A 24813-nucleotide genomic window follows, 5' to 3' on the forward strand; every position below is an offset into this window, starting at 1 on the left:
GCACCATTAGGGGTGGTTGGGCCTGCTTGAGACCGGCAGGCCCAACCACCCTTTTTCGTCCCCCGGGATGGCATTTAGCGGCAGTTGCAGCGTCGAACATCGCTGTTAAATGTCATCCCGGGCCGGGCAGACAAACGCCGGGCAGCAGGTGTCGGGGCTTGCGTCCGCTACCGGATACGGCAAGGATCTAAACCCGGAAGCGCAGCCGGACGGTAACACACCGGTGTAGCCGGCACTCATTAAAGGCGGATATGGGTAAGGGGAGAACAGCACGGCGGCGACGAGCCTGGGCAGGCAGGAGATTCTCATGGTGGACGGCAAACTGAGCAGCACGCGGCCAGACCCGCTCATTGACGTACTCCTGGACAGTCCGGACATGAAAGTGTTCCTGGAACGGTTGGTGGAGCTTGCAAGTGCCGAGCTCGGCCAAGGCCCCGGCGGAACGTCCTGCAGTGTGACCGTAACCAGGAACCGCAGGCCCATGACCGTCTGCAGCGGTGGTCCCGAGGCAGCCGAGATGGACGAGGTACAGTACGCCTCGAAGCAGGGCCCCTGCCTGGAAGCCATCAGGTCGGGCCACCAGATTGAGGTAGTTGACCTCCATACCGAGACGCGATGGCCGACATATCTGGCAGCAATGGCCGAAAGCCCCATGCGGTCGGTTTTTGCTGTTCCCATCGTGCTCAAAACGTCAGGTGGCGCAGCACTGAACTGTTACAGGCGGGATCCCGGCCCGGTCTCTGAGGATGTGAGGGACGCCCTGCTGGACCTGGCGGCAGCGGCGGCACAGTCGATAGCGCTCAGCGTGAGGCTGGAAACGTCCGCAGAGAAGTCCGAGGACCTTACGGCACCCATGGAGTCGCGCACCGCCATCAATCTCGCAGCCGGTGTGCTCATGGCCCAGACGGGCTGCGGCCATGAGCAGGCAATGGAGGTCCTGATCAAAGCCTCGAGCAACCGGAATGAGAAGCTGAGGGATGTTGCGCGCAGCATCCTGGCCCGCTTCGACAGCACCGCCCCCACAACCCATTTCGATTCCTTGTAACTCCGGCGCCCCTGGGCGGCACCCCGCGGCCCAATGACCCGGCTACCCCGCCGGCGCCGGCTCGGGCACGGCCGCCGGCTCCGCAGCCACCGCTGCTCCGCCCCGGTGTGGTTCGAAGCGGACGAACATTGCCTTGAAGCCGGGGGTGTTGGACACGCGGGCCACGTTTTCCTTGTGGACCAGGGCGTTGGCTTCGGGGAAGTAGGCGGCGGCGCAGCCCTTGGCGGTGGGGTAGGCCACCAGCCGGAACTTGTCTGCCCTGCGGTCCACGCCCTGGAAGGTGCTCACCACGTCCACCAGTTCGCGGTCCTGGAAGCCGGATTCGGCGAGGTCTTCGGGGTGGATCAGGATTACGCGGCGGCCGCCGGAGATGCCCCGGTAGCGGTCGTCCAGGCCGTAGAACGTGGTGTTGTACTGGTCGTGGCTGCGGATGGTCTGCAGCACCAGGTGGCCGGGCGGCGGCGTCAGGTACTCGAGGGGGCTGACGGTGAACCGGCCGCGGCCGATGTCGGTCTTGAAGGACCGGGTGTCGCGCGGCGGGTTGGGCAGCACGAACCCGTTTTTGGTCCGGACCCGGGCGTTGAAGTCCTCGAAGCCGGGCAGGACGCGGGCAATGTGGTCGCGGATCACGTCGTAGTCCTCGGCCATGCCTTTCCAGTCCACGGGGTGGTCCGGGCCGAAGGTGGCCTCCGCCATCCGGGCCACGATCACCGGCTCGGCCAGCAGGTGCCCGGACACCGGGGTCAGGCGGCCCTGGGTGGAGTGGACCACGGACATGGAGTCCTCCACGGACAGAAACTGCGCGCCGTTCGGGTGCTTGTCGTCCTTGTCCGTCCGGCCCAGGGTGGGCAGGATCAGCGAGGTGCGGCCGTGCACGATGTGCGAGCGGTTGGGCTTGGTGCTGATGTGCACGGTCAACCCGATCCGCTGCATGCCCGCTTCCAGCGCCTCGGTGTCGGAGCAGGCCAGCGAAAAGTTGCCGCCCATCGAAACGAACACGTCCACCTCATCGCGTTCGAAAGCCTCCATGGACTCCACCGCGTCGTAGCCATGGTGCCGCGGGGAAGTGATCCCGAACTCCGTATCCAGCGCTGCGAGGAGCCATTCCTTGGGCTTCTCCCAGATACCCATCGTCCGGTCGCCCTGAACATTGGAGTGCCCTCGAACCGGGCAGGCCCCGGCGCCGGGCTTGCCGAAGTTGCCCTGCAGCAGCAGGACGTTCACCATTTCCTTGATGGTGTCCACCGAGTGCGGCTGCTGCGTCACGCCCAGTGCCCAGCAGAAAATCGAGGCTTTGGACGCCACCAGCATCCCGGCCACCTTTTCGATCTGCGCACGGGTCAGGCCCGTGGCCTTCTCGGTCTCCGTCCAGTCCAGCGTGGCGCGGGCATGGCGGTAGGCGTCGAACCCGTCCGTCTGGGCCTCAATGAAGGAATGGTCGACGACGGTCCCCGGGTTGGCTTCCTCGGCCTCCAGCAGCAGGTGGCCGAGCGCCTGGAACAGCGCCAGGTCCCCGCCCACCTTGATCTGCAGGTACTCGTCAGCGAGCGGAGTGCCGCCGCCCACCACGCCGGAGACGGTCTGCGGGTCCTTGAAGTTGAACAGGCCGGCCTCGGGCAGCGGGTTCACCGCCACCACCTTGCCGCCCTTGTCCTTGCACTCCTTCAGCGCGGACAGCATACGGGGGTGGTTGGTGCCGGGGTTCTGGCCGACGACGAAGATCAGTTCGGCGTCGTGAATGTCGTCCAGGGACACCGTGCCCTTGCCGATGCCGATGGTCGGATTCAGGGCCGAGCCGGAGGACTCGTGGCACATGTTGGAGCAGTCGGGCAGGTTGTTGGTGCCCAGGGACCGCGCGAACAACTGGTACAGGAATGCGGTCTCGTTCGCCGTGCGGCCGGAGGTGTAGAACACGCAGCGGTCAGGGGTGGTGGCGCGGATGTGTTCGCCAATCAGTTCGAACGCGTCGGCCCACGAGATCGGCGAGTAGTGTGTCTCCCCCTCGCGGATGACCACCGGCTCGGAAAGCCTGCCCTGGTTGCCCAGCCAGTACTCGGTCTTCTCCGACAGCTCCGCGATGGAGTGTTTGGCCCAGAACTCGGCCCCCACGGTGCGGAGGGTGTTCTCCTCGGCCACCGCCTTGGCGCCGTTCTCGCAGAACTCCGCTGTCTTGCGTTTCTTGTCCGATTCCGGCCAGGCGCAGCCCGGGCAGTCGAAGCCGCCGCGCTGGTTCAACCGGAGCAGCGAGTGCGCCGTGCGGGTAACCCCCGCCTGCGCCACAGCGCGTTCCAGCGCCACCATCACGGCCTTCACGCCGGCGGCCTCGGTTTTGGGCTTGTGGACCTCGAGGTTGTCCTCATTGATGTCCGCAACGGGGGCGGGCTGCTTTCCGAACTTCATTGTTCCAACTTCCTTACCGGCTTGCGCTGGTCGACCTTCAGTGAAAGGCGCACCGGGTGTTCCCGGCGCGCCTTTCACTGGCACTTCAATGGCTTCCCGTTGACTACTGCGTGACCTTGGCCAGCGTTTCCTGCTCCGCGGCGATGGTGGTGCTGTCACCGTGGCCGGTGCGGACCACGGTTTCGGCCGGAAGCGTCAGCAGCCGTTCCCGGATGGACTTCAGGATGGTGGGGTAGTCGCTGTAGGACCGGCCCGTGGCACCCGGGCCGCCGTTGAAGAGGGTGTCGCCGGTGAAGACGGTCCCCTCGCTTTCCAGGTAGAAGCAGGTGGATCCGGGTGAGTGGCCGGGCGTGTGGATGGCCCGCAGCGCAGCTCCGCCCACCTCGAACACGTCACCGTCAGCGTGGTAGCGGTCCGGCTGGGTGTCGGGGTACACCTGTTCCCACAGGACCAGGTCCTCCTGGTTCAGGCAGATGGGCGCCCCCAGGGCATCGGCAACCTCGCGGGCGGCGCCAATGTGGTCGTTGTGCGCGTGGGTCAGCAGGATGGCCTTGACCTTACGGCTGCGGACCTGGTTGATGATCGCGGCGGCGTCGTGGGGGGCGTCGATGATGACGCATTCCTCGTCATTGCCCACAATCCAGACGTTGTTGTCCACGTCCCAGGTGCCGCCGTCGAGCGAAAACGTGCCCGAGGTGACCAGGTTCTCAATGGTGACGCTCATGCGGAAGCCCCAACGGGCTGGATCTCGACGACGGACCGCAGGACCTTGCCCTCGTGCATCCTGCCAAAGGCTTCCTCCACCTGGTCGATGCCGATCCGTTCGGACACGAAGGCGTCCAGGTCCAGGTTGCCCTGCTTGTAGTGCGAGACAAGCATGGGGAAGTCGCGGGACGGCAGGCAGTCGCCGTACCAGGAGGACTTCAGTGAGCCGCCGCGGCCAAAGACGTCCAGCAGCGGCAGTTCAAGCGTCATCTCCGGCGTGGGGACTCCCACCAGGACCACGCGGCCAGCCAGGTCACGGGCATAGAAGGCCTGCTTGTAGGTTTCAGGACGGCCGACGGCGTCAATCACCACGTCCGCTCCATGGCCTCCGGTGAGGGCGCGGATGGCTTCCACGGCGTCCTCCTGGCGCGAGTTCACGCCGTGGGTGGCGCCGAGGGACGTGGCCATCCCGATCTTGTTGTCGTCGATGTCCACGGCGATGATCGTCGTCGCACCGGCCAGCCTGGCCCCCGCGATCGCCGCGATGCCCACGCCGCCGCAGCCGATCACCGCCACGGACTCACCACGCTTGACCTCACCGGTGTTGATCGCGGCGCCGATGCCCGCCATGATGCCGCAGCCCAGCAGGCCCACGGCCGCGGCATCAACCTCCGGGTCCACCTTGGTGCATTGCCCCGCAGCGACAAGCGTCTTTTCGGCGAAGGCACCGATGCCCAACGCCGGCGAGAGCACGGTGCCGTCCTCCAGGGTCATCTTCTGGGTGGCATTGTGCGTATTGAAGCAGTACTGCGGCTGGCCCTTGGCGCACGCCCGGCACTCGCCGCAAACGGCCCGCCAGTTCAGGATGACCCGGTCACCGGGAGCCACGGAGGTGACGTCAGGGCCCACCGCGCTGACCACACCAGTGGCCTCGTGTCCCAGCAGGTAGGGGAAGTCATCGCCGATGCCGCCCTGCTTGTAGTGCAGGTCCGTGTGGCAGACACCGCAGGTGAGGATGTCCACGAGGGCCTCCCCCGGGCCCGGATCCGGCACCAGGATGGTTTCCAGCGACACCGGCGCGTTCTTCTCTTTGACTACAACTGCCTGGACTTTGTGAACCATGTTCTTGTGTTCCTTTCGTGGATCCGGCCGGATCCGGTGAGTGGGCACCAAGTGCCAATGTAGCGGAGTGCACTCCCGGGGACCCCCGCCATCTCGTTGCCCTTGCCGCACACAATTGCGTAATGCACAACATGATGCGCATAGCGCCTACTGCGAATATGGCAGCGGCAGCGGTCGCTGTCAATAGATATATCAGTCCGCGGGCAGCTGGTCGCCAGCCGCTCGGAGCGCCATGCAGCCGCATTACGTGCTGCAAATCGCGGGCAGTAGGCTGGATGGCATGGCTTTTGAAGAATCTCCTGCCGAGCGGCGCGAAGTTAACGTCCGCCGGGCACCCAAGTACGTCCCCTTCCTGATCCTGGGGGCGCTGGTGGGTGTTGCTGCAGCCGCGGTAGTGGCTTATGCGGTGCCGGGCGATGAAACCTTCGACCCGGGCGCAGTGTTCGGATTCTTCCTGGTGATGTTTGCCGCCGGCGGCGCAATCCTGGGCGCCGCACTGGCGCTGGTCCTGGACCGCCGGAGCCTGAAGCGGCAGGAGAAAGCCGTGGTGGAGGCCGTTCCGGATTCGGAGCCGGATACGGATCCCCAGGGTTAGCAAGTCACAAACCAGCGGCCGGAAAAGTCGTACCCCATATCGTGAGATAATCGACCAGTGGCACGCGGCGATGGAAAACTTTCCCATGATCTTCTCCCCGGCGAAAAAGGCCCGCAGGACGCCTGTGGCGTCTTCGGCGTCTGGGCCCCAGGCGAAGAAGTAGCAAAACTTACCTATTACGGGCTGTATGCACTGCAGCACCGCGGTCAGGAGTCGGCTGGCATAGCTACCAGCGACGGCAAGCGGATCAACGTCTACAAGGACATGGGCCTCGTGTCCCAGGTCTTCGACGAGACCACGCTGAACACCCTGACCGGGCACCTGGCCGTCGGCCACTGCCGCTACTCCACCACCGGCGCCAGCCACTGGGCCAACGCGCAGCCCACCCTGGGCGCCACCGCCACCGGCACGGTCGCCCTTGCCCACAACGGCAACCTGACCAACACCGCCGAGCTCAACGCCATGATCACCGAGCGCAACGGCGGCCAGCTCACCGGCGAAATGAAGCAGGGCAACACCTCGGACACCGCCCTGGTCACCGCACTTCTCGAAGGCGAGCCGGGCAAGAGCCTCGAAGAAACAGCCACGGAACTCCTGCCCAAGATCAAGGGCGGCTTCTGCTTCGTCTTCATGGATGAAGGCACGCTCTACGCTGCGCGTGACACCTACGGCATCCGTCCGCTGGTCCTGGGCCGGCTGGAGCGCGGCTGGGTGGTTGCCTCCGAACAGTCCGCCCTGGCCACCGTGGGCGCCAGCTTCATCCGGGAGATCGAGCCGGGCGAGTTCATTGCCATCGACGAGGACGGCGTGCGGTCCAAGCGGTTCGCGGAGCCGACGCCGGCCGGTTGCGTTTTCGAGTACGTCTACCTTGCGCGCCCGGACGCCGCCATTGCCGGCCGCTCCGTCTACGAGTCCCGCGTGGAGATGGGCCGCCAGCTGGCCCGCGAGAACACGCAGCAGGCGGACATCGTCATCCCGGTACCGGAATCCGGCACCCCCGCGGCTGTTGGCTACGCCGAAGAGTCCGGCATCCCGTTTGCGCACGGCTTCGTCAAAAACTCGTACGTGGGCCGCACCTTCATCCAGCCCTCGCAGACGCTCCGCCAGCTGGGTATCCGGCTCAAGCTCAACGCCCTGGAATCCGTGATCCGCGGCAAGCGTGTGGTAGTGGTGGATGACTCGATCGTCCGCGGCAACACCCAGCGCGCCATCGTCCGGATGCTCCGCGAAGCCGGCGCCGCGTCGGTGCACGTGAAGATCTCCTCCCCTCCGGTGCAGTGGCCCTGTTTCTACGGCATCGACTTCGCCTCCCGCGCTGAGCTGATTGCCAACGGCGCCACCATCGAGGAGATCTCCCAGGCCATTGGCGCCGACTCGCTGGCCTACATCTCCGAGGACGGCATGATTGACGCCACCCGCCAGCCGCGCGAGCGCCTCTGCACTGCCTGCTTCACCGGCAAGTACCCCATCAAGCTCCCGGACGCGGACAAGCTGGGCAAGAACCTGCTGGAGCGCACAGACCTGGGCGGCCTGAAGCCTTCCCCGTCCGCGCTTCCCGGCGAAACCGCCGCCCTGGCCATTGACGCCACCGAGGACCCGGCGGAGAAGCCCGGCGCCACCGGCTGCGACCCGGGCCCGGACTCCGAATTCGAAAACCTGCTGACCGAAGCCGACCTTGTGCCCGACGTACCCGCCGCCACCAGCGCCGACAAGAAAGAGTCCGTATGACTTCCGCTAGCACCGCCGCAGATAACTCCGGCATCACCTACGCCTCCGCAGGCGTGGACGTTGAAGCCGGGGACCGCGCCGTCGAGCTCATGAAGGATGCCGTCAAGGCAACCCACAACTCCTCGGTGATCGGCGGGGTGGGCGGCTTCGCCGGCCTCTACGACGTCTCCCGGCTGCTGACCTTCAAGAAGCCGCTGCTGGCCACGTCCACGGACGGCGTGGGCACCAAGGTTGCCATCGCCCAGGCCATGGACATCCACGACACCATCGGATTCGACCTGGTGGGCATGGTGGTGGACGACATCGTGGTGGTGGGCGCCGAGCCGCTGTACATGACCGACTACATCGCCTGCGGCAAGGTGGTCCCGGAGCGCATCGCTGGCATTGTCCGCGGCATTGCCGCCGCCTGCTCCGTTGCCGGCACCGCCCTGGTGGGCGGCGAGACCGCCGAGCACCCGGGCTTGCTGGGCGAACACGAATACGACGTTGCCGGCGCAGCCACCGGCGTTGTGGAGGCCGATGCACTGCTGGGCCCGGACCGTGTCCGTGCCGGGGACGTAGTGATCGGCATGGCCTCGTCCGGCCTGCACTCCAACGGCTACTCCCTGGTTCGCCGCGTCATCAACCACGCCGGATGGGCCCTTGACCGGCAGGTATCCGAACTCGGCCGCACCCTGGGCGAGGAGCTCCTTGAGCCCACCCGCGTCTACGCCGCCGACTGCCTTGACCTGGCCCGCACCTTCCCGGTCAGCGCCGGCGCGGCCGTTCACGGCTTCAGCCACGTCACCGGCGGCGGCCTGGCCGCGAACCTGGCCCGCGTCCTCCCCCAGGGCCTCGTGGCGACCGTGGACCGCGCCACCTGGGAACTCCCCGCCATCTTCAAGCTGGTGTCTGAACTCGGCAACGTGCCCCTTGCGGACCTGGAGCGCACCCTGAACCTCGGCGTCGGCATGGTGGCCATTGTGTCCCCCGAAGCCGCCGATGCCGCTGTTTCCCGCCTGAACGACCGCGGCCTGCCGTCCTGGATCATGGGCACGGTCACCGAGGATTCAGACTCCATCCTCAAGTCCGGCCCGGATTACGTCCAGGGCGCCAAGGGCGTGGACGGCGGAGCAGTACGCCTGGTCAACGCCTACGCCTAGGACCCTCCATCGAGTGCTCCGTACTTGTCGTTTTCACCCCCGATAACGACATCTACGGAGCACTCGATGTGTTTAAGCGGCCGGTTCAACCCTGCACTTGGATGAGGTTGAGGATTCCACCCTGGGGGTCCTCGATGGTGGCCAGTGATCCAGGAGCCGGATGGTCATCCGGCTCCACCAGCACTTCGCCGCCTGCCGCCAGGGCGGCCGCTGCCGCCGCCGCGATATCTGCCGCCCCAAAATAAATCTGCCAGTCGGCGTCTTCGTCTTCGTCTTCGTCGGCAGGAACAATGCCGGCCACCTCACTCCCGGCAATGAGCAACGTGCAGTAGCTGCCGCCGTCGTGCTGGGGGTACTCGGTGACACCATGGCCGAAAAGCTGCTGGAAGAATCCGATGGCGGCCTGCGGCTCGGGCGTGAAGAGCTCGGCCCAGGCCAAGGCGCCGGGTTCATTGAAGAGATGGCTGCCGTAGTGGGTACCCGCCTGCCAGATCCCGGTGGTTCCGCCGCCGGGAGGGGCCAGGAAGCCCAGTACGCCGGTATCGCCCACTTTCTCGGGCCCAAACTGCACGGTACCGCCGGAATGACGGGCATCGCGGAGCAGCTCCGCGGCGTCCGGGACCGCAAAGTAGACGTTCCACTCGGCAGCAGTCCCTGCCTCCAGCTGCAAGGGATTTTGCGGCGCTATGGTGGCCACCAAGTGCCCGCGGACAAAGGCCTGAGCATAGCTGCGGCCGTCCGGTGTGGGGAAGTCCTCGTAGGTCCAGCCGAAGACCCGTCCATAGAAGTCTTTGGCGGCAGCAACATCGGGGGTCTGCAAATCCGCCCAGCAAGGCTCGCCGCTGGCGTATGTGGTCCGAACAGTCATGCGGTCAGGTTACCAACCAACACGGAAAGCCCGCTGCCCTACCGGTATTCCGGTATGGCAGCGGGCTCCGTGAAGTAAGCGGTCACCCGAAAACGGGTATCAAAAAGGAGGTCCGCACATTCCCTGGGTCCAAACAGCAGCTCCTGCAGAACCAGAATGTGCTTTCGCGCCACAGCAGCCGGGCCCGGAGGCCACAGCAGGCTTGCGACAACTAGCCGATGCGACGGTGGTCTACCTCGTCGTCATCGTCATCCAAATCATCCGCGTACTTATCCACATAAGCCGAATAGTCCGGTTCGACCGGTTCATTCGAGTAATGGCTCGTTGAACGGCTGCCCGGGCCCGTCAGCTCACGCTGAAGTGCCGAGTAGTCAGTGTTCGGGGAGTAGTACTTAATGTCCCGAGCCTGCTTGGTAGCTTTTGCCTTTTGACGGCCGCGCCCCATGGCGTGACCCCCTTTTGTACTTGGACCGGAGGTGGTCACCTTGGCGATCGGTGAGGCCCCGGAATGTTTGGTCAATTTGTCGTACACCTAGATTACATGCTTTCGGCGGGCCCCGCTTGCCGCCTCGGGGTCCGGACGGCCGGGTGGGGTACCATGGCGCACCTCCACCCGCGGGATTCCGGCATTTTTCTTGGGTAGAGTCACTTAAGAACTGCCGATTTTGTCTGGCCTTTGGCGAGCCGCGGAACCAAACCCAGGAGGATGCGAACCCGTGAACCACCAGGACATCCCGCCCAAACCCGCTTCGCCCCCGCAGACCGGTAGCGTGCCACAGATCCAGGGCGGGACCGGCCCGGCCCCGGCTCCGGAATCCGTCACCTGGTCCCAGCCCCGCCACGATCCCGCGCCGGAAAATCACGTCAACAGGAAGCCTGCCCTGTGGAAGGCGCTTCTCGTCACCGTTATCGTCGCCGTAGCGGGCTCACTGGTGTGGCTTGCCGTCTGGCTGAATTCTTCACCCGGCAGCGAGGTGGCAAAGAATGACGCACAGGGTGTGCTGCAAACCGCCGTCACGCCGCCGGCCACTCCCCAGCCCCTTCCCCGGGAGGGTGTTGCACCCGCTGCCTACGCGATTGGTGACTGCTTCAAGGATTTCGACCCGCAGGCCCTCGCGTCCACCGTGGTGCCATGCGATACCGGCCACTCAGCCCAGCTCGTTGCGACTCTCCGCTACCCGGACAGCGCTGAGTATCCAGGGGCCGAGTCACTCAAGGCCAAAGCCCTGCAAGTCTGCCAGGCGGCGAAGCTCGGGCCGGCGGCCAAGCAGTTCCAGCTCAACTACCAGCGCACCTTCCCCAGCAGCACCAGCTGGGAATCCGGCGACCGGAGGGTGGATTGCTACGTCGCGGCCGACACCGGCAATGTGATTAACGCAAACGTGCTGCCCTGACGGTTCACCCGCCAGGGCAGCACGGTCCGCATCACAAGGCCGGCGGCTAGTCCTTCCGCCTGACCGACAGGCCGGAGCTCGGGGCCCCAGTCATTGTGTCCACGTTGCCCCCAGTCAGTTCGCCGAAGTCCGGCGCCGTATCAACCAGCACGGTGTCGCCGTCGCTGATCTCACCGGCGAGGATGGCCTTGGCCAGCCGGTCGCCGATCTCGCGCTGCACCAGGCGTCGCAGCGGCCGGGCGCCGTAGGCGGGGTCGTAGCCGGACAGCGCCAGCCACGCCTTGGCGCTGTCGGTGACATCGAGGGTGAGCCGCCGCTCGTGCAGCCTGCGCCCCAGTTCGCCGACGTGCAGCTCCACGATGTGGGCCAGCTCCTCCACCGTGAGGGCGTCGAACAGCACCACTTCATCGAGCCGGTTGAGGAACTCCGGCTTGAAGGACGCGTTCACCGTGGCCATAACGGCATTGCGCTTGGCCTCGGCGTCCAGGGACTGGTCCACCAGGAACTGGCTGCCCAGGTTGGACGTGAGCACCAGGATCACGTTGCGGAAGTCCACGGTGCGGCCCTGCCCGTCGGTGAGGCGGCCGTCGTCGAGCACCTGCAGGAGGATGTCGAACACCTCGGGGTGCGCCTTCTCCACTTCGTCCAGCAGCACCACGGAGTAGGGACGACGGCGGACGGCCTCGGTCAGCTGCCCGCCTTCCTCGTAGCCGACGTAGCCCGGAGGCGCCCCCACGAGCCGGGCAACAGAATGCTTCTCGCCGTACTCGGACATGTCGATCCGCACCATGGCGCGTTCGTCGTCGAACAGGAAGTCCGCCAGGGCCTTGGCCAGCTCGGTCTTGCCCACGCCGGTGGGGCCCAGGAACAGGAAGGAACCGGTGGGCCGGTTGGGGTCGCTGATGCCGGCCCGGGCACGCCGGACGGCGTCTGACACAGCGGCCACTGCCTTGCTTTGGCCGATGAGCCGCCTGCCGAGTTCCTCCTCCATGTGCAGCAGCTTCTGGCTTTCGCCCTGCAGCATGCGGCCGGCGGGGATGCCGGTCCATGCGGAAATGACCTCGGCGATGTCTTCCGCCGTCACTTCCTCCGCCACCATCTGTGCGGACTTGTCCGTCACGGCAGCCTCCGCTTCGGCAGCGGCGTTGAGTTCGCGTTCCAGCGCCGGGATTTCCCCGTAAAGGATGCGGGAGGCTGCCTCCAGGTCGCCCTCGCGCTGGGCCTTGTCCGCGGCGGAGCGCAGCTCATCCAGCTTGGCCTTCAGGTCACCCACCCGGTTCAGGCCGGCCTTTTCGGCCTCCCACCTGGCGTTGAGTGCGGAGAGTTCCTCTTCCTTGTCCGCCTTGTCCGCCCGGAGCGCGGCCAGCCGTTCCACGGAGGCGGCGTCAGTCTCGCCCTCCAGCGCGAGCTCTTCCATGGTGAGCCGGTCCACCTGGCGCCGCAGCTGGTCGATCTCCTCCGGAGCGGAGTCGATCTCCATGCGCAGCCGGGACGCGGCTTCGTCCACCAGGTCAATGGCCTTGTCCGGCAGCTGGCGGCCCGAGATGTAGCGGCTGGACAGGGTGGCGGCGGCCACCAGGGCGGAGTCCGCGATGGACACTTTGTGGTGCGCCTCGTAGCGCTCCTTGAGGCCGCGGAGGATGCCGATGGTGTCTTCGACACTGGGCTCGCCCACATACACCTGCTGGAAGCGGCGTTCCAGGGCTGCGTCCTTTTCGATGTTCTCGCGGTACTCGTCAAGCGTGGTGGCACCAATCAGGCGCAGCTCGCCGCGGGCCAGCATGGGCTTGAGCATGTTGCCGGCGTCCATGGAGGAATCACCGGTGGCACCCGCCCCCACCACGGTGTGGATCTCGTCGATGAAGGTGACGATCTGGCCCTCGGAGCCCTTGATTTCCTCCAGGACCGCCTTCAGCCGCTCTTCGAACTCACCGCGGTATTTGGCGCCGGCCACCATTGAGCCGAGGTCCAGGGAGATGAGGGTCTTGCCGCGCAGGCTTTCCGGGACGTCACCGGCCACCATCCGCTGCGCGAGCCCTTCCACTACAGCGGTCTTGCCCACACCGGGTTCGCCGATGAGTACCGGGTTGTTCTTGGTGCGCCGCGACAGGACCTGGACCACGCGCCGGATTTCGGAGTCGCGGCCGATCACGGGGTCCAGTTTGCCGGCGCGGGCCATCGCGGTGAGGTCGGTCCCGTACTTCTCGAGCGCCTGGAAGGTGTTTTCGGGGTCCGGGCTGTCCACCTTGCGGTCACCGCGGACTCCGGGCAGGGCAGCCAGGAGCGCTTCGCGGGAGGCGCCGGCGTCGCGCAGCAGGCGGGCCGCGGCATCGTTGCCGGCCGACAGGCCCACCAGGAGCACTTCGGTGGAGACAAAGGAGTCGCCCAGGCGGTCCGCTTCCTCCTTGGCATGCTGGATGGCCTGCAGGGCGGGCCGGGACAGCTGCGCTTGCTGGCTGGAGCCGCCGGACGTGGCGGGCAGGGCCTTGATGGCGCTGCTGGCCTGGACGCTGACGGCATCGGGATCGGCACCGGTGGCGCGAAGCAACGCGACGGCGACGCCCTCACGCTGGTCCATCAGCGCCTTGAGGAGGTGGGCTGGTTCCACCTGCGGGTTCCCGGCCGTCGAGGCGTTCATTGCGGCGGCGGAAAGAGCCTCCTGGCTCTTGGTGGTGAATTTGACGTCCAAAGAGAGCTCCTTTCTGGGGCTTGTTGACTAAGTTGAGTCTACTACGCTCAACTTTGGACGGCGAGGTCCAGTAGCCATGTTTGCCCAAGGCGAAATACCTGTCCAGAGCCGGAGGTCCCGCCGCCCTAGGTTCCGTACACGGCGACGGCAGCCGCCTTGACCACGAAGTGCACCGTCATGCCGGGGACAAGGCCGAGGTCGGCGGAGGCGGCGGGGGTGATGTCCGCGGCCAGGCCGCCGGCGCGGACGCGGATCTGGTCGCCGTGCGGCTCGAGGTCCGTGATGGTGACGGCGAACGAGTTCCGGGGGCTGCCGTGCGCGTCGTTGAGGAACACGGAGACGGCCGACGGCGGAAAGACGGCGACGCCGGGGCCGTGCGGCCTGGGCAGCGGGGCAGGTTCGCCGTGCGGGATTGGCTCCGCGGCGAAGGATTCGTCATCGTGGCCGGTGATTGTGAGTCCCTCACTGGTCCGCACCCCCGCGCCGTCCAAGGTGCCCGGAATGAAGTTCAGTCCGGCGAGCCCGGCTGCAAAGGAACTGCGCGGCCGCTCCAGCACTGTGCGGGTTGGGCCTTCCTCAACAATCCGGCCGCCCTCCAGGATGACCACCCGGTCCGCGAGCATCAGCGCGTCCAGCACGTCATGGGTGACGATGATCGCCTGCCGTCCGGCAAGGACCCGCTTGAAGAGCCGGCGCAGCAGCGGGGCGGAGTGGATATCCAGGGCGGCCAGCGGCTCGTCGAGCAGGAGGAGCGCCGGGTCGGCGGCCAGTGCACGGGCCACGGCCACGCGCTGGGCCTGGCCGCCGGAGAGTTGGGCAGGACGCCGCGCGGCCAGGTCTCCGGCTTCGACCTCAGCCAGCCAGCGCCGGGCCTGCTCCTCCGCGACTCTTTTGGAAACGCCGGCACTGCGGGGGCCGAAGGAGACATTGTCCAGGGCGTCCAGGTGGGGGAAGAGCAGGGGTTCCTGGGCGAGCAGGGCGGTGCCGCGGTGGTGCGGCGGTGACCACGTACGCTTCCCGCCGTCGAGGTCGAAGAGCGTCCTGCCATTGAGTTGGGCCATGCCACTGTCAGGCCTTAGCAGGCCCGCGATGCCGGCGAGCAGGGTTGATTTGCCGGCGCCGTTGGGCCCCATGACGGCCACGGTTTCGCCCGGCCGGACCGTCAGGGCCACGTCGAAGTCCCGCCCGGCCACCACTGTCTGGAAGGACAACGTCACCGGACGTCCCCTCCTGCCGGGGCCGGCGTCGTCGTCCGTTGTCCTGATCCGGCACGGTCCGCTGCCGGGCGCCGGTAGGCAAGCGCAACCACTGCCACGGCGACGGCTACGAGCACCAGGGACAGGGCGACGGCGGCGTCCGGGTCCGTTTCGCGCTGCAGGTAGATTTCCAGCGGCAGGGTCCGGGTCACCCCCTGCAGGCTGCCCGCGAAGGTCAGCGTGGCGCCGAACTCGCCCAGGCTCCGGGCGAAGGACAGCACTGCGCCCGACGCCAGCCCGGGCAGGACCAGCGGAAGCGTGACGCGCCGGAACACCGTGCCGGGCCGGGCGCCCAGCGTCGCGGCCACGGCCTCGTACCGTGAGCCTGAGGTCCGCAGCGCCCCCTCAAGGCTCACCACCAGGAACGGCAGCGCAACGAACGTCTGTGCCAGGACCACCGCCGTGGTGGAGAACGCGATCTGCAGGCCGAGCACATTCAGCGTCTGCCCCAACAGCCCCTGCCTGCCGAACGTGTAGAGGAGGGCAATTCCGCCCACCACCGGGGGAAGCACCAGCGGCAAAAGCACCAGCGAGCGCAGCAGCCCCTGCAGGCGGAAGGTGTCCCGCGCCAGGACCAGGGCCAGGGGAACGCCCAGCACAATGCACAGCAGGGTGCTCGCCGCCGAGGTCCGCAGGCTCAGTCCCAGCGCAGTCAGCGACGACGGGGAGGTCACCAGCGGAAGGAATTGTGCCCAGTCCACGCGGAGCACCATAGCCAAAAGCGGGAGCACGACGACGACGGCGGCCAGGACGGCCAGCGCGCGGACCCAGACGGGGATGCCAGAGTAGGCAGGACTCGGGGTGCGCAGGCGTGCCGGTGGCGGGCCTGCTTGCTGCCGGGTCATGTGCTGCTTCCGTTGCCGGCACCCGGTGGGCCGAACCCTGCAGCGGCGAGGGCCTCCTGGCCCTCCGGGCCCGTGACCAGGTCCAGGAAGGCCTGGGCGGTGGCCCTGTTCCGGCTGCCGGCAACCCCGGTGATGGGGTAGATGTTCACCGCGCTTCCCGACTCCGGGAACTGGATACCCGCCGCCTTGGACCCGGCGGCCTTGATGTCCGTGCCATAGACCAGGCCGGCGTCGGCCTCGCCGGAGGTGACCTTGCCCAGGACGTCTGTGACCGCGTTCTCCTCACTGACCGGGCTCAAGGTAACTCCGGCCGCCTCCGCCGCCCTGGCCGTGGCTGCCCCGCAGGGCACCTGCCTGGCGCAGGTGACCAGTTTGACGCCCGGCCGGGCCAGGTCCTTGAACCCTGCGATGCCCGCAGGGTTGCCGGGCGGCACGGCGATGGCAAGGGTGTTAGTGGCGAAGTTCCGGGGCGCGCCCTCAGTAAGGCCGCCGTCCTGCAGCTTCTGCATGGTGGCCGCGTCCGCGGCGGCGAAGACGTCCGCGGGTGCCCCCTGGCTGATCTGGCTGGCCAGGTCCGAGGACCCGGCGAAGCTCAGGGTGACTGTGGTGCCAGGGTTTTCCGCCTCGAAAGTGCGGGCCAGCTGGGTGAAGGTGGCCTTGAGGGAGGCGGCGGCGAAAACGGTGATGGTGCCGCCTGGCTTGGCCCCGGAGCCGGTTCCCGGAGCGCTCCCGGTTACTGCGCTGCCGGTTACTGCGCAGCCGGAAAGGACGGCCGCCAGCAACAGCGTGGCGGCCGGCAGGATGCGTCCCCGGATCATGCCGTGGCCCGTCCCTTCGGGGATTCGATGATGACCGTTGTTGCCTTGACCACCGCGGTGGCCACCGAGCCCGGCTCCAGGCCCAGCTCGCGCACGGCTTCGCTGCTCATCAGCGAGACCACCCGGAACGGCCCGCACTGCAGTTCCACCTGCGCCATGACCTTGTCCGTAATGACGTTGGTGACCAGGCCAACGAACCGGTTCCGCGCCGAGCTGCTGCCGCTCTTGGGGTCGTCCGGAAGCTGGGCCAGCTTCTGTGCGTGCGTTGCCAGCTCGAGGCCGTCCACTGCGAGCCGGCCGGACTCGTCCCGGAGCGGCGTCAACGTTCCGTGCTCCGTCCAGCGCCGGACGGTATCGTCGCTCACGCCCAGGAAACGGGCAGCTTCGGAAACGCGAATGAGGGCCATACCGTGATTCTAATCCGCAAATGCGGCAATACGTCTAGCATCAGCAGGTATTGAGGATTTCGGCTGGACACGTCGTTTCCGGTCTGGGCACCAGGGGCGCCACTAGACTCCTTCCATGGCCATCTACATCGACCCGCCGCTGTGGCCTGCACACGGAACACACTTCTCGCATCTGGTATCGGACTCGTCCCTCGACGAGCTGCATGCATTCGCCGCTGCTGCCGGGATCCCGGAGCGGGCGTTCGACGGCGACCATTACGATGTGCCGGAACGCCGCCTTGAGGAGCTGGTGGCGGCCGGGGCGGTCCCGGTGGAGGGCAGGGTGCTGGTCCGCAAACTCATTGCCAGCGGATTGCGGATCCCGGCGCGACGGCGGAACAAATCGCTGAAAGTCCCGCTGCTGGCCCGCTGGGAAGCCATCATGCCCGGCCACGACGCACTCTTTCTGGACCTCCTGGACCGGTGGAGCGAACCGCACCGCCACTATCACGGCTGCACGCACCTGTTATCGGTGCTGGAGGCGCTTGACCTGCTCACCGAGCCCGGCGAGGCGCCCCGGACAGTGCTGCTGGCGGCCTGGTTCCACGATGCCGTGTACCGCGGGTCGGCGGGCCAGGACGAGGAGGAGTCTGCCCGGCTGGCTGAAAGCAGGCTGGCCGGGAGCAGACTGCCGGCGGACGAGGTGGCGGAAGTGGCACGGCTTGTCCGCCTTACGTCGGAACACCGGCCGGAGCCAGGGGACGACGACGGCGCCCTCCTCTGCGACGCGGACCTTTCAGTCCTGGGCGGCGAACCTGAGGAGTACGCCCGCTACCTCGCCGCCGTCCGGAAAGACTACGCCCACATCGGTGACGCCGACTTCTCAGCCGGCAGGGCCGCCGTCGTGCGCCAACTGCTGGAACTGGACCCGCTCTTCCACCACCCGCGGGCCCGGGAACTGTGGCAGGACGCCGCGCACCGGAACCTGAAAGGTGAACTGGCATGAACGCTCCGGGTTCCAGCCCGCGGCACACGCACTCTGCCAATGCCGCACACCGCCAGCTCCCTTTCACGGTCAGGCTGGACTGGGGGCTGGAGGGAGCCACGACCGTGGCAGCGGGCGCCGACATTGCGGTGGTGGTGGACGTCCTTTCCTTCGGCACCTGCGTCAGCGTGGCACTGGACCGGGGCGCTGAAATCTTCCCCTATCCCTGGCGGGATACCAGCGCCGAAGACTTCGCCGCCCACCACCAGGCCCAGCTGGCCGGCCCCCGCGGCGGCGGCGGCCTGAGCCTCTCCCCCGCCAGCTTCCGCGCTGCGGAGTCCCTGGAAAGAGTGGTCCTGCCCTCCCCCAATGGATCGGAACTGTGCCACGCGCTGGCCGCGGACGTGCCGCTGGTCGCCGCCGTGTGCCTTCGGAACGCCGCAGCCACTTCCGACTGGGTGGCGGCGAACCTCCCGGGAGACGCGGTACTGGCAGTGGTGGCCGCCGGTGAACGCTGGCCTGACGGCAAGCTGCGGCCTGCCGTGGAGGACCAAATCGGCGCCGGGGCTTTCATCGCAGGGCTGGCGGCCGCCGGCAGGGGCGGCTATGAAGCCGGGGACGGCAGGCACGGCTACGCACCGGAGGCCGTTGCCGCCATGGCCGTGTTTGAAGCCGCGGAACCACGGCTGCGCGAAATGCTGCAGCAGTGTTCCAGCGGCCGTGAGCTGTCCGGAGCCGGCTATGCGGAGGATGTGGACATTGCCGCCGAACTGGACCAAAGCGATTCGGTGGCCATCCTGCGGAACGGGGCCTTCCGGCCGCTGTGAGGGCCCCAGCCTTGCACGTGTTTACGGATCACGGAACCGGATGCAAAACTGCAGGGATGAGCCTGCGCATCCAAGCCCTCGCCATTGATTCCACCGACCCCCGGGTTCCTGCCGCCTTCTGGGAAAAGGCGCTCGGCTGGCGCCGCACCCACGAAGAGGACGACGAGATTGTGCTCGAACCGCCGGCGGGCAGCCCCGAAGACGGCGTGCTGCCCGACCTGCTTTTCCTCCGGGTCCCGGAACGGAAGGAACTCAAGAACCGCCTTCACCTGGACCTCCGCCCCGAAGACCAGGACGCAGAGGTCGCCAGGCTGGAAGAACTGGGCGCCCGTCAGATCACAGTGGGACAGGGTGCGGCGGCAACATGGGTTGTCATGGCTGACCCGGACGGCAATGAGTTCTGCGTGCTCCGCGCCCTGCGGCCGGACGAATCCGCCTAGCGGTAGCTGCTGACCGGGTAGTTGCTCACGAAAGGCGTATTGGTGGGCACGATCTGCTTACCCAGCGGCATAAGGGATACCGGAATGAGCTTCAGGTTGGCGATGGCCAGCGGGATGCCGATGATGGTCACGGCCATGGCGAACGCAGTCACCACGTGGCCGATGGCGATCCAGATCCCGGCCACGAGCAGCCAGATCACATTGCCCAGCAGCGAAAAGACACCGGTGCCGCCTGGTTTGTCCACCACCATGCGGCCAAACGGCCACAGGGTGTAGGCGGCAATCCGGAATGAGGCAATGCCCCAGGGGATGGTGACGATCAGCAGGCAGCAGACCACGCCTGCCAGGAAATAGCCCAAGGCCAGCCAAAAGCCGCCGAAAACCAGCCAGATGATGTTCAGAAGTGTCTTCATGCACCTATTGTGCCCCCAGCCGTTGCGGGACCAAGCTGGGGGACTCCCCTGATTCAGCCCTGATCCCCGCCTTGGGCTGAATCAGGTGCAGCGCCTAAACCGTGGCAGCTGCCTTTGCCGCCTGGACAAAGGCCCGGACTTTGGCCAGGTCCTTCACTCCGCGGGATGCTTCCACGCCGGAGGAAACGTCCACTCCCCAGGCATGCGCCGCCGCTGATGCCTGGCCAACATTGGCGGCATCGAGGCCGCCGGCGAGCAGCCAGTTCCGTCCCCGCAGCGCCGGCAGGGCCGCCACCGAGGCGTAGTCCCAGGATTCCCCTGAGCCCGGCACGGCGGCGTCAATCAGGAGCAGGTCCTCGCCCCAGTCTTCGAACTCATCCTGTCCGGTACCCATGGTGACGGCCCTGATCAGCTTCATGCCGGCGTCGTGCACCGTTGCCACGTCCGTGCGTGACCGCGCACCGTGCAGCTGGATCCATTCCATGCCCGCGGCCCGGGCGATGGCGATGGCATCCGCCACCGGCTCGTCCCGGAAGACTCCGATGGGGGAAACTCCGCTGGGGACCGCTGCCAGCAGGGAGGCAGCCTGCGACGGCGAGACAACCCGGGGGCTGGCGGTGAGCACAAATCCCACGGCATCCGCGCCGGCATCCACCGCTTCGCGCACCGATTCGGGGGTGCTGAGACCACACACTTTGACGAACATTCCCGGCTCCTTCAGGCTGTTTTCGTGATGACCCCCCGCAGGAGAGTAGCAGGCACAGGGCACACGCTGCGACGCGTGACCACCGCGGCGAACTAGGCTGGGCTGATGCAGATCATCCGCTTCGCTGACCTCAAGGCCGAACCATGGCGCAACGGCGGCGGCGTGACCAAGGAAATCGCACGCAAGGGCACCGACGACGGCGGCTGGGACTGGCGGGTGAGCATCGCTGACGTCGCCAAGGCAGGGGACTTTTCCACCTTCCCCGGCATGGAGCGCGTCCTGACGGTCATTGAAGGGGAACTGCTGGTGCTCAGCGTCGACGGCGCCGAACACGCCATGGAAAAGTACCGGCCCTTCAGATTCGACGGCGGCGCGGCCACCACGGCCAAGCTGCCCACCGGCGACATCCGGGACCTCAACGTCATCACGCGCACGGCCGCCTGCAAGGGCTACACCTCCATCATTGAGCTGTCCAAAAAGCGTGCCCACCCCGTCTTTGAGGGGCAGCTTGGCGTGCTGCTGCAGGGACAGGCGAAGGTCAGTGAACGCGGGGCCGAACCGCTGGAGCTGGGCCGGTACGACGCTGTGATTGGTTCCGACGCCGACTCCCCCGAAATCCTGGGCCGCGGCTTCCTGGCCGTGGTGTCGATCGACCCGGTTACCGCGCAGGGCTGAACTCCTCCACCGCTGCGACGGTGCCCCGCCGGCGCGCGTGCTCAGCGGCAAAAACCACGCCGTGGCTGACAAGCGACTCCTCCAGTCCCGACACGACTCCTGACCAGTCTCCGGTGGCCAGCGCCCCCACCCACGCCTGCACGAGGCCCCTGTCGCCGCCCTCGTGCTTTTCGCCCTGGAGCTGTGCAGTAGCGGCCGGGATCGGGTAGACGGTGGTTTCCCCGGTCAGGAAGTCATAGGCCGAGACGGTGCCGGCCTCGACTGTGATTTCCCCGTGACTGCCGAAAATCCTGGTGATCCGTGGGCCCTTGGCGGTAAAAGCGGTGGCTGTGAAAGCGGCCGTTGTCCCGTTTTCGTACTCAATGTTCACCACCTGGTGGTCCACCACGTCGTTGCCTCCGCTGTAGACGCAGCGCCCATACGGCCCTGTTTCCAGTGCCTGCCACAGCGATTCCCGTGTGCCGCCCGGGTCCACCACGTCGGCAAAGTAGGCCCGGGCGGGGTCCGCCGCTTCACCGTTCGGAGGCCGGCCCGGCCCGTAGATGCGCAGGGCCGAATACGGGCAACGCGGTTCAGCCGGGCAGCTGATACAGCGGTCGGACGCGCCCTCCGGCGCCTCTCCGGGCCGGAAATGCGAGAGCCGGCCAAAGGAGGACACCCGCACGGGCCGGCTTCCGACGATGAAGGAAAGCCAGTCCACGTCGTGGGTGCACTTGGCCAGCAGGAAGGGGCTGGATTCTTCCTCCCGCCGCCAGTTCCCGCGCACGTACGAATGCGCGAAGTGCCAGAAACCCACAGGCTCCAGATGCTGGACGGAGATAATCCGGCCTACGGCCCCTGCAGAGAGGAGCTGCCGCAGCAGAGCCGTCAGCGGGGTGTAGCGCAGGACGTGGCAGACGGCGGCCCTGATCCCCGATTCCTGCTGCAGGCGGGCCAACTCCCCGCATCCGGCGGGGTCGGGGGCGATGGGCTTTTCGAGGAGGACGGGGTAGCCGTGGGCTGCCGCCGCGGCAAACGGCCTTCCGTGTTCGCGGTCGGGGGTGGCAATGATGATGCCGTCCGCCGGCAGCCGGGTGCGCAGCATGGCCTGCCAGTCCTCGAAGGCACCCGCGGCCGGCACGCCAAGCTCCGCCGCGAGGGCTTCGCGCAGCGGGCGGCGCGGCTCCGCGATGCCCGCCACCACGGCGCGGCCGGTATCAACTGCAAGCCGGGCATAGGCGGAGCCCCGTGCACCGGCACCGGCAATGAGGAGGCGCACGGGTGCTGTGGGCAGCGGAGCGGACGACGGCGGTGCCTCCATGGGTCAGCCGGCGTCGGCGGCGTCTGGGTCGGCGAGCCATTCCAGCGCAACGGCCGCCGTCCAGGACTGGTCCATGCTGCCCAGCGGCTCGCCCGTAAACGGCTCGTAGTACTCGGCGAAATGGCCTTCCATCAACTGGGCAAGGGACGCTTCACGCAGCCGCCGGTACCGTGCTTCGTCGCCCCGCCTGCGGAGGCAGCCCGCCAGGTACCAGTTCATCACCGGCCAGACCGGTCCGCGCCAGTATTGCCGCGGTTTGAGGCCCTCGTAGGTGGTGGAGGTTGATGCCGGCAGCGGGAAGGCCAGGCGCGGGTCGCCGGTCCAGTCCGGCCCCTCGAAGATCTCCAGCTGCCGCGGCAGCAGGGAGTGGTCCGCCGTGGAGATCAGCGGGGCGAACCCGGCCATGGTCGGCAGCCCGATCCATTCGCCGGCCAGCACATCCCGGTCCCGCGCCAGCCCTGTTTGTTCATCAACGGTGGCGTCCACGCCCTCCCGGAACTCCTGTGCCCACTCCCGCAAGCGGGGCGCGTCCCCGCGCAGGCCGATATGTTCCGCCAGCACGGCCAGGTCCTCGTTGGCCGCCGCGAAGATCGCGGACATGAAGACGTCCTTGACCTGGAAATCCATCACGCCGGGCAGCCGGGCGTCGTCGAACCGGACGTCGGCCATCTGCTGCACCAGCCAGAGGTAGCGGCTGTATTCCTCGTCGCTGGGCCGCTGGCTCAGGTCGGTCACCTTCAAGGTGTCGGTCCGGACAAAGGGCTCCATTTTCCCGGGCCGGACCCTGGAGTAGGGCCCGTCGAACCTTGGCGAGTTGTCCATCCCGGACTCCCAGCCGTGGTAGATGGTGAGCAGGCCGGAGCCGTCGCCGCCGCGGCTGCTGCGGAGCCAGGCATGCCAGCGGATCCACTGCGGCAGCGTCCGCCGGGTAAACTCCTCGGCGAGCCTGGCATCCTCGCCGCCGGCCGCCGTCGCGCGTTCCACGATGCGGCGCAGCAGCGTGGCATGCACGGGCGGCTGGCAAATGCCGCTGGACTGCACTCCCTCGGGTGACGCTCCGCGGGTTCCCCACCGCTCCACGTCCGGGAAATAGCCGGGGACGTCGGAGAAGACAATGTGCGGAATCATCCCGCTCTTCCACTGCGCCGCGAGAAGGTGGTCCAGCTCCTGCAGCGCCCGGGCCACGCTCATGGTGGACAGGCCGGTGGCCACGAACGCCGCGTCCCAGCTCCACATGTGCGGGTAAAGATTCGGTGCGGCGGTGACCATGGTGCCCAGGTCATTCCCGGCCAGGACATCCCTGGCCCGCTGCCGCATCTCCTCAAGGTCCCGAAGCGGAAACCCGGCTGCGTCCGCTTCTGCGCTCATGCCGTCAGTCCCAACTGGGTTTCAGTGTCGAAGAAGCGGAGCGCGCCTTGCTCGAAAAGCAGGCCCATCGTGTCCCCTGCGGAAACCCTGGCCGTGGAGGGGACCTGGACCTTGACGGTCTGGCCGCCCAGGTCCACCGTCAGCAACGTGGCGTGCCCCAGCGGCTCCACCACCTCCACCGCCGCGTCCAGGGATCCCTCCGAGCCGCGCTGGGCCAGGGCAATATTCTCTGCCCGGATGCCCACCATGACCGGGGTGCCGCCGGTGCGTGCCGCTGCCCTGGCCAGGAATTCGGGCGCCGCGATGCTCTGGCCGCCCACTTCCAGGGCACCCTGCTGGGTGATGCGGCCGTCCAGGAAATTCATGGGCGGCGAGCCAATGAAGCCGCCCACGAAACGGTCCGCCGGCTCCTCGTACACCGTGATGGGGTGGCCCAGCTGGGCGATCTGGCCCTTCTTCATCACCGCAACCCGGTCCGAGAGGCTCATCGCCTCCACCTGGTCGTGGGTGACGTACAGCGTGGTGGAGCCAAGCTGCTGGACGATCTTCTTCAGCTCGGCGCGGAAGTCGAGGCGAAGGAGGGCGTCGAGGTTGGACAGCGGCTCATCCATGAGCAGCACATCGGCGTCCATGACGATGGCCCGGGCGACGGCGACGCGTTGCCGCTGCCCGCCGGAGAGGTTGGCTGGGTAGCGGTCCAGGTACGGGCTGAGCTGCAGCAGGTCCGCGGCCCATGCCACCTTCCGCTCCAGTTCCTCCCGCGGAACCTTCTTCATCATCAGCCCGAACCCGATGTTGGTGCGGACAGTCCTGTGCGGGAAGACGGCATAGGACTGGAACACCATGGAAAGGTTGCGGTCCTGCGGCGGCAGGTAGGTTACGTCCCTCCCGCCGATGGAGATGCTCCCCTGGTCCGGGAAGTCCAGGCCCGCCACCATGCGCAGCAGGGTGGTTTTTCCGCAGCCGGAAGGACCCAGCAGCACCATGAACTCGCCCTCCGCAACTTCGAGGGAGACGTTGTTGGTGGCCAGCTCGGTGCTGCCCGGGTAGGTCTTGTGCAGACCCTTGATGGAGATGTCAGCCATGGGACGGGCCTCTCTGGGACG

The 24813-nt window shown here is 67.2% G+C and carries 24 protein-coding genes; 9 read left to right on the forward strand and 15 right to left on the reverse strand.

The features are described from left to right. Positions 1-307 precede the first annotated feature (307 nt). The gene (locus tag FBY36_RS06560; RefSeq protein ID WP_142117927.1) at positions 308-1045 is read left to right on the forward strand and encodes an ANTAR domain-containing protein; all 738 of its coding nucleotides are present in this window, start codon (positions 308-310) and stop codon (positions 1043-1045) included. Positions 1046-1087: 42 nt separating this feature from the next. Here FBY36_RS06560 and FBY36_RS06565 read toward each other — a convergent pair whose 3' ends face one another. The 3 genes from FBY36_RS06565 to FBY36_RS06575 form a co-directional block, all read right to left on the reverse strand. Continuing rightward, positions 1088-3445 (reverse strand): FdhF/YdeP family oxidoreductase, encoded by a 2358-nt coding sequence (locus tag FBY36_RS06565; protein ID WP_142117929.1) that lies wholly within the window; start codon positions 3443-3445, stop codon positions 1088-1090. 103 nt (positions 3446-3548) lie between these two features. Beyond that, entirely contained in the window at positions 3549-4169 is a 621-nt protein-coding gene (locus tag FBY36_RS06570) for an MBL fold metallo-hydrolase (RefSeq protein WP_142117931.1), read from the reverse strand. After that, positions 4166-5272: an S-(hydroxymethyl)mycothiol dehydrogenase gene (locus tag FBY36_RS06575; RefSeq protein WP_142117933.1), complete on the reverse strand. Its 1107-nt coding sequence runs from the start codon at positions 5270-5272 to the stop codon at positions 4166-4168. The genes FBY36_RS06570 and FBY36_RS06575 overlap by 4 nt, the downstream gene beginning before the upstream one ends. Positions 5273-5552: 280 nt before the next feature. Between FBY36_RS06575 and FBY36_RS06580 the strand changes: the two genes are divergently transcribed. Genes FBY36_RS06580 through purM form a run of 3 tightly spaced genes read left to right on the forward strand, consistent with a single transcriptional unit; the run spans position 5553 to position 8737 of the window. Continuing rightward, the gene (locus FBY36_RS06580; RefSeq protein ID WP_142117935.1) at positions 5553-5867 is read left to right on the forward strand and encodes a hypothetical protein; all 315 of its coding nucleotides are present in this window, start codon (positions 5553-5555) and stop codon (positions 5865-5867) included. A gap of 57 nt (positions 5868-5924) precedes the next feature. Continuing rightward, positions 5925-7595 carry an amidophosphoribosyltransferase gene (gene purF, locus FBY36_RS06585; protein ID WP_142117937.1) on the forward strand — a complete coding sequence of 557 codons (1671 nt, stop codon included), beginning with the start codon at positions 5925-5927 and terminating at the stop codon, positions 7593-7595. Then, complete coding sequence (gene purM / locus FBY36_RS06590; RefSeq protein ID WP_142117939.1) at positions 7592-8737, forward strand: phosphoribosylformylglycinamidine cyclo-ligase; 1146 nt, start codon at positions 7592-7594, stop codon at positions 8735-8737. Before purF ends, purM begins: the two co-directional genes overlap by 4 nt. Before the next feature lie 85 nt (positions 8738-8822). On the opposite strand, the gene FBY36_RS06595 is transcribed toward purM, so the two are convergent. Continuing rightward, positions 8823-9605, reverse strand: a complete 783-nt coding sequence (locus tag FBY36_RS06595) for a VOC family protein (RefSeq protein ID WP_142117941.1) — start codon at positions 9603-9605, stop codon at positions 8823-8825. A 211-nt stretch (positions 9606-9816) separates the two neighbouring features. Next, positions 9817-10050, reverse strand: coding sequence for a DUF3073 domain-containing protein (locus FBY36_RS06600; protein WP_142032484.1), 234 nt, complete (start codon positions 10048-10050; stop codon positions 9817-9819). A 271-nt stretch (positions 10051-10321) separates the two neighbouring features. Between FBY36_RS06600 and FBY36_RS06605 the strand changes: the two genes are divergently transcribed. After that, positions 10322-10999, forward strand: coding sequence for a septum formation family protein (locus FBY36_RS06605; protein WP_142117943.1), 678 nt, complete (start codon positions 10322-10324; stop codon positions 10997-10999). Positions 11000-11045: 46 nt separating this feature from the next. Here the strand turns inward: FBY36_RS06605 and clpB are convergent, their stop codons facing one another. The 5 genes from clpB to FBY36_RS06630 form a co-directional block, all read right to left on the reverse strand. Then, complete coding sequence (clpB, locus tag FBY36_RS06610; RefSeq protein WP_142117945.1) at positions 11046-13688, reverse strand: ATP-dependent chaperone ClpB; 2643 nt, start codon at positions 13686-13688, stop codon at positions 11046-11048. A gap of 125 nt (positions 13689-13813) precedes the next feature. Further along, a complete protein-coding gene (locus FBY36_RS06615; protein ID WP_142117947.1) occupies positions 13814-14905 on the reverse strand; it encodes a sulfate/molybdate ABC transporter ATP-binding protein in 1092 nt (363 codons plus the stop codon). Next, complete coding sequence (locus FBY36_RS06620; RefSeq protein WP_142117949.1) at positions 14902-15789, reverse strand: ABC transporter permease; 888 nt, start codon at positions 15787-15789, stop codon at positions 14902-14904. Before FBY36_RS06620 ends, FBY36_RS06615 begins: the two co-directional genes overlap by 4 nt. Next, on the reverse strand, positions 15786-16607 hold the full coding sequence (gene modA, locus FBY36_RS06625) for a molybdate ABC transporter substrate-binding protein (RefSeq protein WP_142117951.1): 822 nt from the start codon (positions 16605-16607) through the stop codon (positions 15786-15788). The genes FBY36_RS06620 and modA overlap by 4 nt, the downstream gene beginning before the upstream one ends. After that, complete coding sequence (locus tag FBY36_RS06630; protein WP_142117953.1) at positions 16604-17014, reverse strand: TOBE domain-containing protein; 411 nt, start codon at positions 17012-17014, stop codon at positions 16604-16606. Before FBY36_RS06630 ends, modA begins: the two co-directional genes overlap by 4 nt. 115 nt (positions 17015-17129) lie before the next feature. Between FBY36_RS06630 and FBY36_RS06635 the strand changes: the two genes are divergently transcribed. The 3 genes from FBY36_RS06635 to FBY36_RS06645 are packed head-to-tail and all read left to right on the forward strand — an operon-like array spanning position 17130 to position 19245. Further along, the gene (locus FBY36_RS06635; RefSeq protein WP_142117954.1) at positions 17130-17999 is read left to right on the forward strand and encodes a DUF4031 domain-containing protein; all 870 of its coding nucleotides are present in this window, start codon (positions 17130-17132) and stop codon (positions 17997-17999) included. After that, complete coding sequence (locus FBY36_RS06640) at positions 17996-18805, forward strand: 2-phosphosulfolactate phosphatase (RefSeq protein WP_142117956.1); 810 nt, start codon at positions 17996-17998, stop codon at positions 18803-18805. Before FBY36_RS06635 ends, FBY36_RS06640 begins: the two co-directional genes overlap by 4 nt. 56 nt (positions 18806-18861) lie before the next feature. Next, positions 18862-19245, forward strand: coding sequence for a VOC family protein (locus FBY36_RS06645; RefSeq protein WP_142117958.1), 384 nt, complete (start codon positions 18862-18864; stop codon positions 19243-19245). Here the strand turns inward: FBY36_RS06645 and FBY36_RS06650 are convergent. Next, positions 19242-19658, reverse strand: a complete 417-nt coding sequence (locus tag FBY36_RS06650) for a YccF domain-containing protein (protein ID WP_142117960.1) — start codon at positions 19656-19658, stop codon at positions 19242-19244. The two genes, FBY36_RS06645 and FBY36_RS06650, sit on opposite strands and share 4 nt — an antisense overlap. A 94-nt stretch (positions 19659-19752) precedes the next feature. Then, the gene (locus FBY36_RS06655) at positions 19753-20364 is read right to left on the reverse strand and encodes a phosphoribosylanthranilate isomerase (RefSeq protein ID WP_142117962.1); all 612 of its coding nucleotides are present in this window, start codon (positions 20362-20364) and stop codon (positions 19753-19755) included. Positions 20365-20469: 105 nt separating this feature from the next. On the opposite strand from FBY36_RS06655, the gene FBY36_RS06660 reads away from it, so the two are divergent. Next, on the forward strand, positions 20470-21039 hold the full coding sequence (locus FBY36_RS06660) for a HutD/Ves family protein (protein ID WP_142117964.1): 570 nt from the start codon (positions 20470-20472) through the stop codon (positions 21037-21039). Here FBY36_RS06660 and FBY36_RS06665 read toward each other — a convergent pair. Genes FBY36_RS06665 through FBY36_RS06675 form a run of 3 tightly spaced genes read right to left on the reverse strand, consistent with a single transcriptional unit; the run spans position 21023 to position 24792 of the window. After that, on the reverse strand, positions 21023-22339 hold the full coding sequence (locus FBY36_RS06665) for a Gfo/Idh/MocA family protein (RefSeq protein ID WP_235008745.1): 1317 nt from the start codon (positions 22337-22339) through the stop codon (positions 21023-21025). The genes FBY36_RS06660 and FBY36_RS06665 overlap by 17 nt on opposite strands. Before the next feature lie 3 nt (positions 22340-22342). Next, complete coding sequence (gene ggh / locus FBY36_RS06670) at positions 22343-23707, reverse strand: glucosylglycerate hydrolase (protein ID WP_142117966.1); 1365 nt, start codon at positions 23705-23707, stop codon at positions 22343-22345. Beyond that, the gene (locus FBY36_RS06675) at positions 23704-24792 is read right to left on the reverse strand and encodes an ABC transporter ATP-binding protein (RefSeq protein ID WP_142117968.1); all 1089 of its coding nucleotides are present in this window, start codon (positions 24790-24792) and stop codon (positions 23704-23706) included. Before FBY36_RS06675 ends, ggh begins: the two co-directional genes overlap by 4 nt. Between the last annotated feature and the right edge of the window lie 21 nt (positions 24793-24813).

The organism is Arthrobacter sp. SLBN-122 (assembly GCF_006715165.1).
Taxonomy (GTDB): Bacteria; Actinomycetota; Actinomycetes; order Actinomycetales; family Micrococcaceae; genus Arthrobacter.

What these genes read in the sequence shown, in the direction of transcription:
- FBY36_RS06640 (WP_142117956.1), top strand. Translation starts at nt 17,996, where the DNA reads ATGAACGCTCCGGGTTCCAGCCCGCGGCACACGCACTCTGCCAATGCC.
- modA (WP_142117951.1), bottom strand. Translation starts at nt 16,607, where the DNA reads ATGATCCGGGGACGCATCCTGCCGGCCGCCACGCTGTTGCTGGCGGCC.
- FBY36_RS06565 (WP_142117929.1), bottom strand. Translation starts at nt 3,445, where the DNA reads ATGAAGTTCGGAAAGCAGCCCGCCCCCGTTGCGGACATCAATGAGGAC.
- FBY36_RS06655 (WP_142117962.1), bottom strand. Translation starts at nt 20,364, where the DNA reads ATGTTCGTCAAAGTGTGTGGTCTCAGCACCCCCGAATCGGTGCGCGAA.
- purM (WP_142117939.1), top strand. Translation starts at nt 7,592, where the DNA reads ATGACTTCCGCTAGCACCGCCGCAGATAACTCCGGCATCACCTACGCC.
- FBY36_RS06580 (WP_142117935.1), top strand. Translation starts at nt 5,553, where the DNA reads ATGGCTTTTGAAGAATCTCCTGCCGAGCGGCGCGAAGTTAACGTCCGC.
- FBY36_RS06570 (WP_142117931.1), bottom strand. Translation starts at nt 4,169, where the DNA reads ATGAGCGTCACCATTGAGAACCTGGTCACCTCGGGCACGTTTTCGCTC.
- FBY36_RS06620 (WP_142117949.1), bottom strand. Translation starts at nt 15,789, where the DNA reads ATGACCCGGCAGCAAGCAGGCCCGCCACCGGCACGCCTGCGCACCCCG.
- FBY36_RS06600 (WP_142032484.1), bottom strand. Translation starts at nt 10,050, where the DNA reads ATGGGGCGCGGCCGTCAAAAGGCAAAAGCTACCAAGCAGGCTCGGGAC.
- ggh (WP_142117966.1), bottom strand. Translation starts at nt 23,707, where the DNA reads ATGAGCGCAGAAGCGGACGCAGCCGGGTTTCCGCTTCGGGACCTTGAG.
- FBY36_RS06595 (WP_142117941.1), bottom strand. Translation starts at nt 9,605, where the DNA reads ATGACTGTTCGGACCACATACGCCAGCGGCGAGCCTTGCTGGGCGGAT.
- FBY36_RS06630 (WP_142117953.1), bottom strand. Translation starts at nt 17,014, where the DNA reads ATGGCCCTCATTCGCGTTTCCGAAGCTGCCCGTTTCCTGGGCGTGAGC.
- FBY36_RS06575 (WP_142117933.1), bottom strand. Translation starts at nt 5,272, where the DNA reads ATGGTTCACAAAGTCCAGGCAGTTGTAGTCAAAGAGAAGAACGCGCCG.
- FBY36_RS06650 (WP_142117960.1), bottom strand. Translation starts at nt 19,658, where the DNA reads ATGAAGACACTTCTGAACATCATCTGGCTGGTTTTCGGCGGCTTTTGG.
- FBY36_RS06645 (WP_142117958.1), top strand. Translation starts at nt 18,862, where the DNA reads ATGAGCCTGCGCATCCAAGCCCTCGCCATTGATTCCACCGACCCCCGG.
- FBY36_RS06660 (WP_142117964.1), top strand. Translation starts at nt 20,470, where the DNA reads ATGCAGATCATCCGCTTCGCTGACCTCAAGGCCGAACCATGGCGCAAC.
- FBY36_RS06635 (WP_142117954.1), top strand. Translation starts at nt 17,130, where the DNA reads ATGGCCATCTACATCGACCCGCCGCTGTGGCCTGCACACGGAACACAC.
- FBY36_RS06675 (WP_142117968.1), bottom strand. Translation starts at nt 24,792, where the DNA reads ATGGCTGACATCTCCATCAAGGGTCTGCACAAGACCTACCCGGGCAGC.
- FBY36_RS06665 (WP_235008745.1), bottom strand. Translation starts at nt 22,339, where the DNA reads ATGGAGGCACCGCCGTCGTCCGCTCCGCTGCCCACAGCACCCGTGCGC.
- FBY36_RS06560 (WP_142117927.1), top strand. Translation starts at nt 308, where the DNA reads ATGGTGGACGGCAAACTGAGCAGCACGCGGCCAGACCCGCTCATTGAC.